General features: G+C 34.8%; 15 protein-coding genes and 1 pseudogene. 12 read left to right on the top strand and 4 right to left on the bottom strand.

The window, feature by feature from the left end; all coding sequences use genetic code 11:
• Positions 1-360: 360 nt before the first annotated feature.
• Complete coding sequence (locus BZ25_RS02205) at positions 361-1,380, bottom strand: type II TA system antitoxin MqsA family protein (RefSeq protein WP_012209031.1); 1,020 nt, start codon at positions 1,378-1,380, stop codon at positions 361-363.
• Entirely contained in the window at positions 1,373-1,714 is a 342-nt protein-coding gene (locus BZ25_RS02200) for a type II toxin-antitoxin system MqsR family toxin (protein ID WP_103064890.1), read from the bottom strand. Before BZ25_RS02200 ends, BZ25_RS02205 begins: the two co-directional genes overlap by 8 nt.
• A 619-nt stretch (positions 1,715-2,333) precedes the next feature.
• Here BZ25_RS02200 and BZ25_RS10430 point away from each other — a divergent pair.
• The 8 genes and pseudogenes from BZ25_RS10430 to trpA form a co-directional block, all read left to right on the top strand.
• Positions 2,334-2,489 (top strand): annotated as a pseudogene (locus BZ25_RS10430) (Rpn family recombination-promoting nuclease/putative transposase); the annotation flags it as partial.
• Positions 2,490-2,936: 447 nt separating this feature from the next.
• Positions 2,937-4,415: an anthranilate synthase component I family protein gene (locus tag BZ25_RS02190; protein WP_121567233.1), complete on the top strand. Its 1,479-nt coding sequence runs from the start codon at positions 2,937-2,939 to the stop codon at positions 4,413-4,415.
• Position 4,416: 1 nt separating this feature from the next.
• Positions 4,417-5,007, top strand: a complete 591-nt coding sequence (locus BZ25_RS02185; RefSeq protein ID WP_199676831.1) for an aminodeoxychorismate/anthranilate synthase component II — start codon at positions 4,417-4,419, stop codon at positions 5,005-5,007.
• A complete protein-coding gene (trpD, locus tag BZ25_RS02180) occupies positions 5,000-6,034 on the top strand; it encodes an anthranilate phosphoribosyltransferase (RefSeq protein WP_121567231.1) in 1,035 nt (344 codons plus the stop codon). The genes BZ25_RS02185 and trpD overlap by 8 nt, the downstream gene beginning before the upstream one ends.
• 113 nt (positions 6,035-6,147) lie before the next feature.
• Positions 6,148-6,909, top strand: a complete 762-nt coding sequence (trpC, locus tag BZ25_RS02175) for an indole-3-glycerol phosphate synthase TrpC (RefSeq protein ID WP_121567230.1) — start codon at positions 6,148-6,150, stop codon at positions 6,907-6,909.
• On the top strand, positions 6,906-7,529 hold the full coding sequence (locus BZ25_RS02170; protein ID WP_012209026.1) for a phosphoribosylanthranilate isomerase: 624 nt from the start codon (positions 6,906-6,908) through the stop codon (positions 7,527-7,529). The genes trpC and BZ25_RS02170 overlap by 4 nt, the downstream gene beginning before the upstream one ends.
• Before the next feature lie 472 nt (positions 7,530-8,001).
• The gene (trpB, locus tag BZ25_RS02165; protein ID WP_121514782.1) at positions 8,002-9,183 is read left to right on the top strand and encodes a tryptophan synthase subunit beta; all 1,182 of its coding nucleotides are present in this window, start codon (positions 8,002-8,004) and stop codon (positions 9,181-9,183) included.
• A complete protein-coding gene (trpA, locus tag BZ25_RS02160; RefSeq protein WP_121514783.1) occupies positions 9,180-9,956 on the top strand; it encodes a tryptophan synthase subunit alpha in 777 nt (258 codons plus the stop codon). Before trpB ends, trpA begins: the two co-directional genes overlap by 4 nt.
• Positions 9,957-9,988: 32 nt before the next feature.
• Here trpA and BZ25_RS02155 read toward each other — a convergent pair whose 3' ends face one another.
• Both BZ25_RS02155 and BZ25_RS02150 read right to left on the bottom strand, forming a co-directional pair.
• Positions 9,989-10,258, bottom strand: a complete 270-nt coding sequence (locus tag BZ25_RS02155) for an acylphosphatase (RefSeq protein ID WP_121514784.1) — start codon at positions 10,256-10,258, stop codon at positions 9,989-9,991.
• A gap of 12 nt (positions 10,259-10,270) precedes the next feature.
• Positions 10,271-10,942, bottom strand: coding sequence for a zinc metallopeptidase (locus BZ25_RS02150; RefSeq protein ID WP_012209022.1), 672 nt, complete (start codon positions 10,940-10,942; stop codon positions 10,271-10,273).
• 557 nt (positions 10,943-11,499) lie between these two features.
• On the opposite strand from BZ25_RS02150, the gene aroF reads away from it, so the two are divergent.
• Genes aroF through BZ25_RS02130 form a run of 4 tightly spaced genes read left to right on the top strand, consistent with a single transcriptional unit; the run spans position 11,500 to position 15,511 of the window.
• Entirely contained in the window at positions 11,500-12,519 is a 1,020-nt protein-coding gene (gene aroF / locus BZ25_RS02145) for a 3-deoxy-7-phosphoheptulonate synthase (protein ID WP_121514785.1), read from the top strand.
• 35 nt (positions 12,520-12,554) lie between these two features.
• Positions 12,555-13,397: a prephenate dehydrogenase/arogenate dehydrogenase family protein gene (locus BZ25_RS02140; protein WP_121514786.1), complete on the top strand. Its 843-nt coding sequence runs from the start codon at positions 12,555-12,557 to the stop codon at positions 13,395-13,397.
• A gap of 30 nt (positions 13,398-13,427) precedes the next feature.
• A complete protein-coding gene (gene aroA / locus BZ25_RS02135; RefSeq protein ID WP_121514787.1) occupies positions 13,428-14,726 on the top strand; it encodes a 3-phosphoshikimate 1-carboxyvinyltransferase in 1,299 nt (432 codons plus the stop codon).
• Positions 14,726-15,511 (top strand): shikimate dehydrogenase, encoded by a 786-nt coding sequence (locus BZ25_RS02130; RefSeq protein WP_121514788.1) that lies wholly within the window; start codon positions 14,726-14,728, stop codon positions 15,509-15,511. The genes aroA and BZ25_RS02130 overlap by 1 nt, the downstream gene beginning before the upstream one ends.
• The last annotated feature ends 1 nt before the right edge of the window (position 15,512 follow it).

Here is a 15,512-nt window from a genome sequence, read left to right as displayed (position 1 = left end):
AAAAAATAGACTTTTTAATTAAATTTTTACTATAAAGATATTTTAAAATCGATTAATCATAGTACATCCCCCCAAAGGATAAAAAACTTAGATTGTGAAGCATAAGGGCTAACTATGGACCGGGCTGCGAGGTAAAAGAACGCTAATAAAGATCCTTTTCCTTATGTGTGAAAAACAGGGTTAAAGGGACCGCAGGTCCCTCTTCCACACGGGTGGGGAGCGGGGGAAGGGCGCTAATAAAGATCTTTTCCACACGGGCGGGCTGCGGGGCGAAGGGGCGCTATAAAACTCGTTGTACAGCATTTGTGTGATAAGGTGGTATATTGTTATAGATCAGAATTATCCATAAAAAGTTTGACCCTAAATCACTATCTCTTCATCATAATTTGAACTTTTATAAGCCACGTCATTATGTGATACTTCAACTAATTCGCTAGCACTCAATCCTCCATACTTTTTAACAATCTTTTCTACAATCTTTCTTTCTTCATCTGTTAAATTCCTTAAAGGAGTTTGATCCACCAAACCAATCTTATACGTCTCTTGCAAAAACTTTTTAGAAAAATCGATATTCATTCTTATTAAATTTGTCTTTATCAAATAATCTAAAAGAACGCCCTCTTCATTTTTTGCTCCTTTAGGAATCGGACCATAATTATAATGAATGAATTTCAAATTAGCAATTTGCCTGCCAAGGCTTTTTTTAGATTCCTTTTCCACTAACCATAGCAATTTAAAAAAGACGGTTTTGTATAAAAAATCCTTGTGATGATATTTATTTGAATAATAAAATAATCCAGCTATTAAGCCTTTCATTTTTTCAATGTCTATTTCAGGATGTTTAATATACAAAATTTTTTCCAATTCCTGAACTTCAAGTTTATTTTCAAACTCTTTAAGAATTCTCTGAATGTTTCCTAAGATCCTCTTATACTCGATATCAGGAATATTATCTTTGTTACTTTTTAAAATCTTATAAAATTCAATCGGTTCGGAAACTCTCTTGATCAAATCGCTATTAACTTTGGTTGGTAATGAACCCATCTCATAACGTTGTATAGTAGCTTCTCCTAAACCTAAAATCAAGGCAAATAGTGTCTGAGAGACATTATACTTACTTCTAATTTCCTTGATCTCTTCAGGTAACACCAAATTATTCAACTCAGCATATTTTCTGTATGCTGCTTTTAAATTCTCATTCTCATAATAGGGTTCAAGTAACTCAGCCCCACATTCTTCACATATAGCAACAGTACGTTCGACTTCAATAGGGTAATTCTTAACGTTATAATTCTCTTTCTTTTTTATTGTTTTATATCCCACCAATTTTCCACATTGCTCACAGAACAACCTTTCTTTTGGTTTTTTCAATTCATACATTTCCTTCGCCCTCCTCTGACTCGTGAAAAGACAAAAGTACCATGTAATCTTCTTTTTCAACGTATTTAATTTTAATATAAATTTGATACACTTCATCCTCAACACGAATTTGTTTTTTAAAAATATAAACGGTTCCTTCGGGAAAATTAAAGTCTTTTTCTACACTATCATATATAAAATCATCTTTTGTTAATTCGTTAAGTAAAAAATCATGAACGTCTTCCTCAGTCCACCCGACCTTGGTTAGAAACTCAGTATTTTTCACCCTTTTCACGAGCTGTAATTGATTATTATTGATAAATTGTTTCAATAATTCTAGAAAAAATTCAACCATTTTATAACTCCTACACTCATATTATACCATCAATTGATGGTATAATATATTAAATATTGTTAAAAATATATCTTTATATTACCCTCCTCAATGACACAAACTAATATTTTTTTAACTTGTAGGTTAACGGTATGAGCTTTTTATGAAATGTTTTTACGTAGCACCCTATCAAATTTCATCTTAGGACTTATATTTGAACTACTTAATATATACCTCTATGAATGAACACTTCTTCTCTCCCAAACGTTTTTCAATCAACCCTATTATACCATTACCTTTCTTATTTTAAAACGCGAAACTTTAAAACCCAACTTGCCTACTTTTTCTTCCTAAAACGGGTGGGCCGCGGGGTAAAAAGGAACAGGCCCATTTCCTTATGGTTGAAAAGTGGGGAAAGGGGCCACAGGTCCCTCTTCCACACGGGTGGGGAGCCGGAGAAGGGTGCTAATAAAGATCCTTTTCCTTATGTGTGAAAAACAGGGTTAAAGGGACCGCAGGTCCCTCTTCCACACGGGTGGGGAGCGGGGGAAGGGCGCTATAAAATTCATTATAAGAGAGTTATATGATAAGATAACACACCTTCAAAAACATATGGTATAATTAAAAAGACTCCCTATTCAAAGAATTATTTGAAGACAGAACCGTATTCTATGACTTCCTAAAAGCCTTTCTACCAAAAGAGATCACAAAACAAATAAAAGAGACAGATTTAAAACGTGAACAAACTGAACTAATAGGCAAAGACTTCTCCATAAAAAGTTCAGACATACTATAAATAGGCATCGCCAATGGATCTAACAAACCGGTTACGAAGAGCTAAAAGAAATGGAGGTGCCAAAAATGTTTAACACATTAGAAGAGATAGCAAAAAGAGACAGAGAAAAAGCTAAAGTGGAAGGAAACTTGACAAGGTTAAAAAATTATGTTATACTAAAATTAAATTGATATTAACGGGGTAATAGCATGTTTGATCAAGAAAAGCTTTTTTTTAAATCACCCAAGTTAAAAAACAATACAATAAATATAATTAATTGGTGGTGGCATCTCGGATAGGGATGCCTGTGTGAATCTGCCTAAAAAGTAATCAAAGGGCATCCCTTCAGGGATGCCCTTTTTTAATTAAGGAGGTCTTTTTCCTATTAAAAAAGGGATAAAAGGACCTCCTTTTATTTTTTTAAAAAGCACAAACTAAGCAAAAATTAATGCCGAGAAGGAGGGGAATATGTATACTAAAAGGTCTGTAATAAATCAAACAATTTTACCAGTTATAGAAAAAATAAGCCTGGAAAATCCTGATCCAACAGTAGTTTATAAAAAAATTGCTTTAAATAATCAATATTCGTTTATATTAGAAAATCTTTCGATCAACGAAAAAAAGTATTCCTTAATAGGAATCACTCCATTAAAAGTCGCGAAATTAAATTATACAACCAAGAAGAAGACAAGACTCCATTTTTTTGAAAACGGTAAAACTTTTTTTGATGAAAGTACAGATTACGTATCTTTTTTAAAGGAACAGTTAGAAAGCATTCAGTATGAAAGTATTCTAAATATCCCAGATTTATTTGCAAGTTTTGTTGGATACTTCGGTTATGAGATTATTTCTATTTGGGAAGATATATACCATAATGAAATGGATAAAGATCTCAAACATGGAGATTTACCACTATCTATCTTAGTGTTTCCAAGAATCTCATTGATATTAGATCAAAATGAAAAATTGGGATATTTGGTTAATGTTGTGGAAAGCAAATCAGAAGAAGATATAGAAAGTCGAATTTCTTTGGCTAAACATGAAAATCATCAGATATTAAAAGATTTGGAAAAAGCCTCTACTCAAAAGGAAGAAGAAAGAAACAATGATCAAGTCAAATTGAAGATCAAACACCACACAAGTAAAGAAGAATTCGTCGAAAAAGTAGAAAAAACAAAAAATTATATAAACGCTGGTGAGGCTTTTCAAATCGTCATATCTCAAAGGTTTTCTTGCAAAATAACGCAACATCCTTTTGAAATATATGAAAATCTAAGAAAGATAAACCCTTCACCTTACATGTTTTATCTTAATTTTCCAGAAGCAACCATTATTGGCTCTTCTCCAGAAATGCTAGTAAAAGTTGAAGGCCAAAGAGTAATCACCAGGCCCCTTGCTGGTACAAGAAAGAGGGGAGAAACTCCCCAAGCAGATGAAGCCATAGAAAAAGAACTCTTAAGTGATGAGAAAGAAAGGGCGGAACACATAATGCTTGTTGATCTTGCAAGGAACGATTTAGGCAGGGTATGTAAAGAAGGAAGTGTTAAGGTTACAAAATTTTTTGGAATTGAAAAATATTCACATGTGATGCACATCTATTCGCAAGTTGAAGGTTTAAAAAAGAATTATTTAAACTCACTTGATGTATTGAAATCTTTGTTCCCAGCCGGGACCGTATCAGGAGCTCCAAAGATTAGGGCAATTGAAATAATTGATGAATTGGAAGACGAACCAAGAGAAATCTATGCCGGTGTAGTTGGATACATTGATACAAAAGGAAATTTAGATACAAGTATTGCAATAAGGACGATGGTGTGCAAAGAAAATGAAGTAAGGATACAAGCTGGTGCTGGTATAGTGTCTTATTCGATTGCTGAAAATGAGTATTATGAAACAGTCAACAAGGCAATGGCAATGTTCAAATCTTTAGAAAAGGGGGATTGTTGAGATGATTCTTTTGATAGACAATTACGACTCATTCACCTACAACATATATCAAACAGCATGTGAGTTCAATGATGTTTTGGTCTATAGAAACGACAAAGTAACTGTAAAAGATATTGAAATGCTCAAGCCTTCTCACATAATAATTTCTCCGGGACCAGGTGTTCCCAAAGATGCAGGGATTTCCATCGAAATCATTAAACACTTCAAAGGAGTAATTCCAATTCTCGGGATCTGTTTAGGCCATCAGTGCATTGCCGAGGCTTTCAATGGAAAGGTTGTCAGAGCAAAAGAGATATTCCACGGAAAGACTTCTAAGATATATATCAAGGAAAAAAAGGATATATTTCAAGGTATAGATAGCCCCTTTGAAGCTACCAGATACCATTCACTTATCGTGTCAAACGAAATGTTCCCGAAAGAATTAAAAATAACCGCCTCTACACAAGACGGAGAGATCATGGCCTTAAGGCACATTAGTTACCAAATATATGGGGTACAATTCCATCCAGAATCTATCTTAACAACAGTGGGACCGAGATTGATAGAGAATTTTGTAAATATTAAAGTTGAAAGGGGTGTCAGCTATGTTTAATTACTATCTTCAAAAAGTTGTAAAAGGTGAAAATTTGAGCTTGGACGAGATGGAGCAAGCAATGGAGATGATTATGGAAGGTAAAGTAACTCACAGTCAACTTTCTGGTTTTTTAGTTGCTCTGCATATGAAAGGAGAAACGGTAGAAGAAATCACAGCAAGTGCAAAAGTTATGAAAGAAAAAGCTACACCAATTTATATTGAAAACGGCGAACTTATGGATACCTGTGGAACAGGTGGAGATGCTAAGGGAACCTTCAACATTTCTACCGCTGTAGCCTTTATCTTGGCAGCAGCTGGGGTTGTTGTTGCAAAACACGGTAACAGATCCGTATCAAGTAAAAGTGGAAGCGCGGATGTATTGGAATCTCTTGGAATCAATATATCATTACCCCCTTCTTCAGTTGAAAGATGCTTGAAAGAGATAAATATAGCTTTTCTTTTTGCTCAAGATTTTCATAAAGCTACTAAACATGCTGCTGTACCAAGAAAAGAATTAGGAATAAGGACCATTTTTAACGTCTTAGGGCCCTTGACAAATCCTGCAAATATAAAATATCAATTAATGGGTATATACGATCCAAACTTAGTTTACCCTATAGCAGAGGTTTTGAATAACTTGGGAGTTAAAAGAGCAATGGTTGTTCATGGGTCGGGAGGTATCGATGAATTTTCCCTGTCAGGAAAGAATAAAGTGGCGTTTTTGAATGAAGGTAAGATAGAAAAGTTAGAAATATCCCCGGAAGATTTAGGGCTGAAAAAATGTAGCATACAAGAGATCCAAGGCGGAAGCGCAGAAGAAAATAAAAGAATAATATTAAACATATTTAACGGTGAAATGGGTCCCAAAAGGGATGTGGTCGTTTTGAATTCGGCAGCTGGGTTATACGTGGCAAACAAAGTCAACAGTTTAGAAGAAGGTATCAGTTTTGCACAAGAGATAATTGATAGTGGAAAAGCAATGAAGAAATTGAAAGAGATGGTAGAGTTTACTAACTTTCTATCTTTACAAGCAAAAACTTCTTAGATTTTCTTAGAAAAAGAGGGACTGGGACCGCAGGCCCTTTCCTGAAAGGGTGGGGTGGGCAGCGGGGCGAAGGGGCGCTAAAATAGTGAAAAATTCTGATAAAGGAGGAAATGATGTATTTAGAAAAAATAGTAGAAACAAAAAAGGAAGAAGTAGCAAAGCTAAAAGAAAAGAAAATCTCCTTAAAAGACTCCTTCCAAAAAGGAAAATTAACTTTAATAGCGGAAATCAAGAAGGCTTCTCCAAGCAAAGGAATCATTTCAACAAATTTTGATCCGAAAAGACAGTTAGAGTTGTATATGAAAGCTAGTGCAGATGCTATTTCTATTCTAACTGATGAAAAATACTTTCAAGGTAGTACAAATATTTTAAAAGAGTTAAGAACCAAAACAAACCTTCCTATTTTAAGAAAAGATTTCATAATCGATCCTATACAGATCTACCAGTCGTTATTTCTGGGGGCCAACGTTATTTTACTCATAGCTTCAATACTAACAAAAAAAGAGATCTCTGATTTTCTTAAGATATCAAAAGATATTGGTTTAGAAACCATAGTCGAAGTTCATAACCCCCAAGAATTAACAAAGGTTTTAGACACCGAAACTGAAATTTTGGGAATAAATAATAGGGATTTGAATGATTTTTCTGTTAGCCTAAGAAACACGGAAAAATTACTTGAAGAACTTGAAAAATTAGGTAAACGAAGAGATTTTTATGTGATTTCAGAAAGCGGGATTAAAGAAAAAAGTGACATCGATTACCTTAGAAGTTTAGAAGTAGATGGGGTATTAATAGGAGAAGCTCTAATGAAAGAAAACGATCCTGTTTTGAAGATTGGAGAACTATTTCCAGAAAAAAGGAGTAATTTACAGTGATTAGGATAAAAGTTTGTGGGATCACAAACATTGAAGACGCCATTAACATATCCAAAGCTGGGGTAGATGCTTTAGGTTTCATTTTAGCTGAAAGCCCAAGAAAAGTTGAATTATCGAAAGTTCTTGAAATATCTAAAGAGTTACCACCCTTTGTAAGCAGGGTAGCGGTGGTAGTTAATCCTGTCAAAGAAGAAATTGAAAAAATTGAAAGAAGTAAAGTATTTGATTACGTTCAATTTCACGGATCAGAAGATGTAAATATAATTAAAAATTGCAAGTTAAAAACAATAAAAGCTATTAAAATTGAAAATAAGAGCTCTTTGGAAGAAATATCCAAGTACAATGATTTTGTGGATTATTTCTTATTTGATACAAAAATTGGTGAAAAGATAGGTGGTACAGGGCATACTTTCAATTGGGAGATTTTAAAAGAAGCTAATATAAAAAAACCGTTCATCTTAGCGGGTGGTTTGAGCCCAGAAAACATAGTTGAAGCTATAAAAACAATCAGACCCAATGCCGTTGATCTAAACAGCAAAGTTGAATTGTATCCAGGTAAAAAAGATATTAGGTTAATAAAAGAAACTATCGATAGGATAAATTCTATCAAAATAAAATAATAAAATTAAAAGGGTGGGAAGCGGGGCGAAGGGTCTTTAACGTACGTTTTAGAAACAAGATTTTGATTTTAAAAGGGTCACAGGGCGGAGCCCTTTTGCAGCTTTGTGCAAAATGTTTTTTATAAAGCTTTAGAAGTAACTTCCAAATTCTCATTTGCGCAGCATTTTGCAGCCTTATGCAAAACGCCTTGTTCATAATTCCTTTGAAATAATTTCCAAATTCTCATTTGCGCAGCAAATGATGCACGGGGATCTTAAGGGGTTTACCCCTTGTTTGCTGCACTATGCAAACTGTGTTTTTAGATGAATTTGACTTTGAACTTGGTTTTGGGGATCTTAAGGGGCGAAGCCCCTTAATGTATGGGTTTATGGGACCGCAGGTCCCTTTCTAAAGAAGGGTGGGAAGCGGGGCGAAGGGGTGCTATAACAAACTTTTTAATTGCAAAAAAATAAAAAAGGAGGATGAAATTTTATGAAAAAAGCTTATTTTGGTCAGTATGGAGGTAGATACGTTCCAGAGACGTTGATTCCAGCGCTCGAAGAGTTGGAGGAAGCTCACGAAAAATATTCAAAAGATCCTGATTTTATAAATGAATACCAAGGTTTGTTGAAAGATTACTGTGGAAGGCCCACCCCTTTATATTTTGCTGAAAGATTCACCGAATACCTTAATGGTCCAAAGATATATCTAAAAAGAGAAGATTTAAACCATACGGGGGCGCACAAAATTAATAACGCGTTGGGGCAAGTATTACTTGCAAAAAGAATGAATAAAAAAAGAATAATAGCAGAGACTGGTGCAGGCCAGCATGGTGTGGCAACAGCAACCGCTGCAGCTAGATTTGGGTTGGAATGTATAGTTTACATGGGGGCAGAAGATATCAGAAGACAAGCCCTCAACGTATACAAAATGAGGATGTTGGGAGCAAAAGTAGTGCCTGTATACAGCGGTAGCCAAACTTTAAAGGAAGCCATAAATGAAGCTATTAGAGACTGGGTTACAAACGTAGAAAATACGCACTACGTTATAGGTTCTGTTGTAGGGCCACATCCCTACCCTAAAATAGTTAGAGATTTTCAAAGGGTTATTGGTGATGAATCTAAAAATCAGATCTTAGAAAAAGAAGGAAGGCTGCCTGATTATATAGTTGCATGTGTTGGTGGAGGTAGTAACGCTATGGGTATATTCTACCCTTTCATAGAAGATAAAGATGTTGAATTGATAGGAGTGGAAGCTGCAGGAAAAGGATTAGAAACTGGCCAACATGCCGCTTCTTTAACTGCGGGGAAAATAGGCGTCCTTCACGGGAGTAAATCTTACGTCTTACAAGATGATGATGGTCAAATTCAACTTGCATATTCTATTTCTGCAGGTTTAGATTATCCGGGTGTGGGACCTGAACATAGTTATCTACACGATGAAAGAAGAGCTCAGTATGTATCAATAACAGATGAAGAAGCGTTGGAAGGTTTTGAACTCTTAACGAAATTGGAGGGAATCATCCCAGCATTTGAAAGTTCTCATGCAATCGCTTACGCTATGAAAATTGCACCATCACTTGATAAAGATAAAATCATGCTGATAAATCTTTCTGGAAGAGGAGACAAAGATGTCGATTCTTATATAAAACTTGGTAGGGAGGCACTAGAATGAGCAAAATAAGTGAAGTTTTCAAAAATAGCAAGGCTTTAATCACCTATGTAACAGCCGGAGATCCGAACTTAGAGGCTACAAAAGAAATTATATTAGAATTGAACAAAGATGGTGTTGATATTATAGAGGTAGGAATACCTTTTTCCGATCCTTTAGCCGATGGACCAATAATTCAAAAAGCAAGCCAAAAAGCTTTAAAAAATGGGGTTACCCTTAAAAAAATTTTTGAAACCTTGAATGAAATCAAAGAAGACGTTACTTGTCCACTCGTTTTAATGGGTTATTACAACTCAATTCTCAATTATGGTATCGACAATTTTATAACAGAAGCCTTGAATACAGGCATCTCTGGAGTAATAATTCCTGATTTGCCTTTTGACGAAGAAGAGGAATTTTACGCAAAAATAAAAGAAAACGGTATCGATCCTATTTTACTAGTTGCTCCAAATACCTCTGAAGAGCGACTAAAAGAAATCTCTAAGGTATGTTCTGGATTTTTGTACTGTGTATCTATTATGGGGGTAACAGGGGATAGTCAAGCACCTATGGAACATTTGAAAGAGTATTCACAAAGAGTGAGAAATTATGTTAATATACCTTTAGCTATCGGTTTTGGAATAGATAGCCCAACAAAGGCTAAAAATATTATTGAATACTTCGATGGAATAATTGTGGGAAGTGCCCTAATAAAAATAATCGATGAAAACAGTGATGACAAAGGTAAGTTGCTTAAAGAAATAAAAAGATTTACTAAAAGTTTGAAAGTATGGTGAAAAAAATAGAGGCTACTCGCCTCTATTTTGGTTTAATACTCTATATGGAAACTTCCATAATTCCCTATGGGGAAATCTTCTTCTTGAACATCTTCTAATCTACTGAACCCATTTCCTTGTAAGATGATAGTTTTTAGTTTCAAAACTTTTTCTTTTTCTCCTTGTGCAACCACCTCAACCGAACCGTCGGGTAAGTTTCTAACGTACCCTTCAAGTTGAAACCTTACTCCATGCACTCTTAAAAAATGTCTTAATCCAACACCTTGAACTCTTCCATACAGTATCCATCTTTTGCAAACCATAGAAGATATACCTTAATTTCTTGAACGAGCTAACACCAGCATTCTCAAAAGTTGAGCGATCGACATCAACGCAGCTGCCACGTAGGTCAACGCAGCGGCTGATAACACCTTTTTTGCACCTGATACTTCTTCTTTAGACATGCCCATAACGGGTAAAAGTTTCAAAGCCCTACTACTTGCATTGAACTCAACTGGTAACGTTATAACTGAAAATAAAACCACGAAAAGGAACAAGAAAATTCCTGCATTCAGTAAGAAAGGTGTAGAAAAAATAAGTCCAATAAAGAATATAATCCACGCCATATTAGAACCAAAACCTGCCAACGGCACAGCCAGATTCCTGAGAATTAAAGGTTTATAACCCTTAGCATGTTGTATAGCATGACCTGCTTCGTGAGCCACAACTCCTAATGCCGCTATAGACGAACTGTTATAAGTGGAGTCAGAAAGTCTCAAAACTTTGTTAGTAGGGTCATAATGATCACTCAAAGTACCTCTTACTCTTTCGACTTTAACATCATATAACCCAACGGAATCAAGTAATCTTCTGGCAAACATATAGCCTGGCTCTCCAATTGATGCCTTTACCCGAGAATATTTGTTAAAAGTGCTACTAACTCTTGCTTGAGCCCAGATAGCTAATATCAATGGTGGTATCAACAACAACATAGTAGTATAATACATGACTATTCACCTCCATTTACTTTGTAAATAAGCATTTTAAATCTATACTTCATAAAAAATTTTAGCACCTTTTCATTTAGTCTATTTTACAGAAGTGTATACTTTTAAGCCTATTAATTTTGAATTATAGAGAAAAATTCGCTTTTTTAGTTGACAAAAATATTTTTTCCTGATAAAATAAATTTAAAGAAAAGTTGAGGAGAGAGCACAAATGGTTACAAAGGTCTTAATCGAAAATGAAAATAAATATTATTGGTATTTTAGCAAGACACCCATTTTGGTGGCTTTGTTTTGTCGTATAAAAACTTAGTCCACAAAGATTCCAAAATGGGTGTCTACTCTTTTAGTAGACACCTATTTTTTTATAGGTACTTTAGAAATAAAACAACAGAGGCGAGGGATGAGAAATAAAAACCTTATCCTTATCGGTGGGCCATTGCTAGGTTTAAGGGACCGCAGGTCCCTTCCTTACAGGGTGGGCTGCGGGGCTAAGGGGCGCTAAAACAAGTTTTAGAATCTCTAAAGACAATATTTTTAAAATTCGGAGGTGAATTCTGATGGTAATCGTAATGGAGGAAAATGCAACAGAAGAAGAAATCAAAAATGTTATTCAAAAGGTGGAAGAAGTTGGTTTTAAAGCTCATCCTGATAAAGGAGAAAATCACACGATTGTTGGGGTGGTAGGGGAAGGTGACAGAGAATACATTTTAAGCAACATTGAAACATTCCCGGGGGTTGAAAGGGTTGTAGAGATAACTCAACCTTTCAAATTAGCAAGTAGAACATTCAAATCTAAAGATTCAATATACGACATAGGAGGGATAAAAATAGGAGGAGAGAATTTTTTAACGATTGCTGGACCTTGTGCAGTAGAAAGTAAAGAACAGGTTTTAGAAACCGCTCTATTCTTAAAAGAGAAAGGGGTTAAATTCCTAAGAGGTGGAGCTTATAAACCAAGAACTTCTCCATATTCTTTTCAAGGCTTAAAAGAAGAAGGATTAAAAATTCTCAAAGAAGTAAGTGAAGAAACTGGTCTAAAGATAGTTACAGAAGTTATGGATACCAGAGAGGTCGAGTTGGTTTCAAGATATGCTGATGTTTTACAGATAGGAACAAGAAACATGCAAAATTTTGCGCTTTTAAAAGAAGTAGGTAAGCTCAACAAGCCAGTTTTACTTAAAAGGGGTCTATCAGCTACATATAAAGAATTTTTAATGTCAGCAGAATATATCATTTCTGAAGGGAACAACCAAGTTATACTGTGTGAAAGAGGAATTAGAACATTTACTGATGAAACCAGAAATACCTTGGACATCAGTGCAATACCTGTAATCAAAAGATACAGCCATTTACCTATTATAATCGACCCAAGTCACGCCAGTGGAGATTGGAGATACGTCGCACCTCTATCAAAAGCCGCTGTAGCCGCTGGTGCAGACGGGTTAATAATTGAAGTCCATCCGGATCCTAAAAACGCTCTCTCTGACGGTAAGCAATCTCTAAATTTTGAGCAATTCAGTGAATTAATGGATCAAATAAAAGCCTTATTAGAAATAGACAGTAAAATCTTAGCCTGAGACACAAACAACGTTGTTATTGGGAGGAACGATTAATGTTATTCAACACCGCGATGATCATTGGAACCGGATTAATTGGAACTTCACTAGCTCTATCCTTTAAAGAAACAAAAGAAATAAATACTATCTTTGGATACGATATCGATAATAACTCTTTAAAAGAATCTTTAAAGTTAGGAGCCATCGATGAACCTGCCAAAATATCTGAAATTTCAAAAGCGGATTTAATAATTTTTGCAACGCCAGTAGAAAGTATAAAAAGTATTTTACATGATACAATTAGTCTAGTAAAAGAAAATACAGTTATAACCGATGTGGGTAGTACGAAATATAAAATTATGCAGCTCTTTGATACTTTTAAAAACAAAAGGGTCAATTTCATAGGAGGTCATCCATTGGCAGGATCAGAAAAGTCTGGTCCATTAGACGCCAAGGCGAATTTATTCAAAGGCAAAAAATATGTATTGATAAAAAGTGCTAATTGTGACCAAGTATATTTTAATAAGTTTGAAAGGTTGATCACAAAAATCGGAGCCATTCCAATAATAATAGATGCTAAAACTCACGATGAAATTCTCTCAGCAACAAGTCATCTGCCGCAGATAATTTCTTATTATCTAGTAAAAACTCTGATGAATTTAAAAGAAGATAATGAAAATTATCTAAAATTAGTCGGAACTGGTTTTAAAGACACAACAAGGTTATCAAAAAGCGATCCCCAAATGTGGATCGATATATTCAAACAAAACAAAGAGAATATACTGCGTGCCATAGAGAATTTTGAAAAAGAGTTAACTGCCTTCAAGAAAGATTTAATCGAAGATAAATACAATGAAATAAAAAATGATATGATCAAAATAAGTAAATTCGAGTTGTAAAGGCAAAAAACTCAATATTGGGAGGAAAAGATGAAAATTAAAGTAACGCCAACAGAAAATATAAATACAGAGATCACCCTACCAGGTGATAAATCAATATCTCATAGGGCGCTAATCATTGGTTCTCTTGCTGAAGGTGAAACAAAAATACACAACTTTTTAATTTCTGAAGATACCTTAAGCACCTTAAATATATTAAATTCAATAGGCGCCGATATTAAACAAATTAGCGTAGATGAGGTAATTGTAGAGGGTAAGGGAAAAGATAATTTCATTGAACCATCAAACGTTCTAAACGCAAAAAACTCTGGAACCACAATGCGCTTAATGATGGGTGTATTATCGGCTCAAAATTTTTACAGTGTAATTACAGGGGACGACTCTTTGAGGGAAAGGCCTATGAAAAGAGTCATAGATCCACTAAGTAAAATGGGTGGACGTTTTTTTGCCAGGAAAAATGGCGAATTTGCTCCCATCACAATATTGGGGACGAAAGATATATCCCCCATTGTTTATAAAACTCCAGTTGCAAGTGCCCAAGTTAAATCTGCAATTTTGTTGGCAGCTTTGTATGCAAAAGGAGAAACTCAAGTAATAGAACCCGCCAAATCTCGTGATCATACTGAAAGGATGTTAAAATATTTTGGTGCTGATATCGCTCAAAAAGATACAACCGTTGTTATCCAAGGTCTCACTAAAAATCTTGAAGGTCGGGAGTTCTTTGTACCGGGTGATCTATCATCCGCATCCTTTTTCATAGTTGCTGCCCTTATAACCAAAAACTCGACGTTATTGATAAAAAATGTGGGAGTCAACCCAACTAGAACTGGCATATTATCCGTGTTGAAGATGATGGGAGCGGATATAAAGATAATCAACGAAAAAACATTAAACAATGAGCCAGTTGGGGATTTACTCGTAAAAAGTAGTTCGTTACAGGGCGTTGAAATAAAAGGTGAGATGATCCCTTTGATTATCGATGAAATCCCTATATTGGCGATAGCTGCTACCCAAGCCAAAGGAAAAACAACTATAAAAGATGCAAAAGAATTACGTTACAAAGAAACAGACAGAATAAAAGCAATCACCAGCGAATTAAAAAAATTGGGCATAGATATTTTAGAAAAAGAAGATGGTTTTGATATAATCGGAGGCCAAAGAATCCGAGGGAACTGTACTTGTGAAAGTTACAACGATCATAGAATAGCCATGTCACTTGCTATAGCCGGATTGATCGCAGATAATCCAATAGAAATTGATAATTTTGAATGTGTGAATATATCTTTCCCGGAATTTACAGAGATTTTTGAGAAGATAAGGAGTATATGATGAAAAAATTCGGATTATTAGAATACCCCTACAAAGAAAGCTTATCAAAAAGGGTTTTTAATGAATATTTTAAAAAAGCTAACATCGATGCTGTATATGAAGATATTGTTATAGCACCTGATAATTTTGATGATGAAATAAACAAAAATATTGATTCTTACGATGGACTCAACGTTACGGTTCCATTCAAAGAAAAGGTGATTAAATACGTCGAACCAGCAGAAGAAGCCAAAGAAATAAACGCGGTTAACTGTATTTTCAACAATAAGGGTTACAACACAGATTGGAAAGGCTTTTATAACTCGTTAAAATCATCTATGCTGCAAGAACCGATCGTCTTAGTTGGAGCGGGTGGTGCGAGCAAATCCATCATCTACGCTTTGTACAAAATGGGTATAAAAAAGTTGTTTCTTGTAAATCGAACGGTTGAAAAAGCAGAAAAATTAAGAAAGATTTTCTTGTCAAAAATAGATATAAAAATAGAAACTTTTGATCGCCTACAAAGCATAATCCTTAGTTCTAAAACCTTCATAAACGCCACTTCTATTGGAATGTTTGGAGAATCATTTAATTTAGAAGTTAGCGATCTTTCCAATCTATCTCTAATTTACGATATTGTTTACAATAATACCCCTCTCCAAAAGATTGCAAAAGAAAACAATATTAAATGTATAGATGGACGTACTTTTTGGTACCATCAAGCAATTGAAAATTTGAAGATTTGGCAGATTTATACCCCAGAAGTATTCGATGAAACTTTTAAAACTTTTGCTCGAGGTGAATAAA

The organism is Petrotoga sp. Shatin.DS.tank11.9.2.9.3, from assembly GCF_003665005.1.
Classification (GTDB): Bacteria; Thermotogota; Thermotogae; order Petrotogales; family Petrotogaceae; genus Petrotoga; species Petrotoga mobilis.
Note: the sequence above shows the minus strand (reverse complement) of the source record. Positions and strands in the feature narration are given on the sequence as shown.

Bases quoted from the DNA above. Each gene is read 5' to 3' on its own strand.
- BZ25_RS02205 (WP_012209031.1), bottom strand. From the start codon at position 1,380: ATGTATGAATTGAAAAAACCAAAAGAAAGGTTGTTCTGTGAGCAATGT.
- BZ25_RS02200 (WP_103064890.1), bottom strand. From the start codon at position 1,714: ATGGTTGAATTTTTTCTAGAATTATTGAAACAATTTATCAATAATAAT.
- BZ25_RS02190 (WP_121567233.1), top strand. From the start codon at position 2,937: ATGTATACTAAAAGGTCTGTAATAAATCAAACAATTTTACCAGTTATA.
- BZ25_RS02185 (WP_199676831.1), top strand. From the start codon at position 4,417: ATGATTCTTTTGATAGACAATTACGACTCATTCACCTACAACATATAT.
- trpD (WP_121567231.1), top strand. From the start codon at position 5,000: ATGTTTAATTACTATCTTCAAAAAGTTGTAAAAGGTGAAAATTTGAGC.
- trpC (WP_121567230.1), top strand. From the start codon at position 6,148: ATGTATTTAGAAAAAATAGTAGAAACAAAAAAGGAAGAAGTAGCAAAG.
- trpB (WP_121514782.1), top strand. From the start codon at position 8,002: ATGAAAAAAGCTTATTTTGGTCAGTATGGAGGTAGATACGTTCCAGAG.
- trpA (WP_121514783.1), top strand. From the start codon at position 9,180: ATGAGCAAAATAAGTGAAGTTTTCAAAAATAGCAAGGCTTTAATCACC.
- BZ25_RS02155 (WP_121514784.1), bottom strand. From the start codon at position 10,258: ATGGTTTGCAAAAGATGGATACTGTATGGAAGAGTTCAAGGTGTTGGA.
- BZ25_RS02150 (WP_012209022.1), bottom strand. From the start codon at position 10,942: ATGTATTATACTACTATGTTGTTGTTGATACCACCATTGATATTAGCT.
- aroF (WP_121514785.1), top strand. From the start codon at position 11,500: ATGGTAATCGTAATGGAGGAAAATGCAACAGAAGAAGAAATCAAAAAT.
- BZ25_RS02140 (WP_121514786.1), top strand. From the start codon at position 12,555: ATGTTATTCAACACCGCGATGATCATTGGAACCGGATTAATTGGAACT.
- aroA (WP_121514787.1), top strand. From the start codon at position 13,428: ATGAAAATTAAAGTAACGCCAACAGAAAATATAAATACAGAGATCACC.
- BZ25_RS02130 (WP_121514788.1), top strand. From the start codon at position 14,726: ATGAAAAAATTCGGATTATTAGAATACCCCTACAAAGAAAGCTTATCA.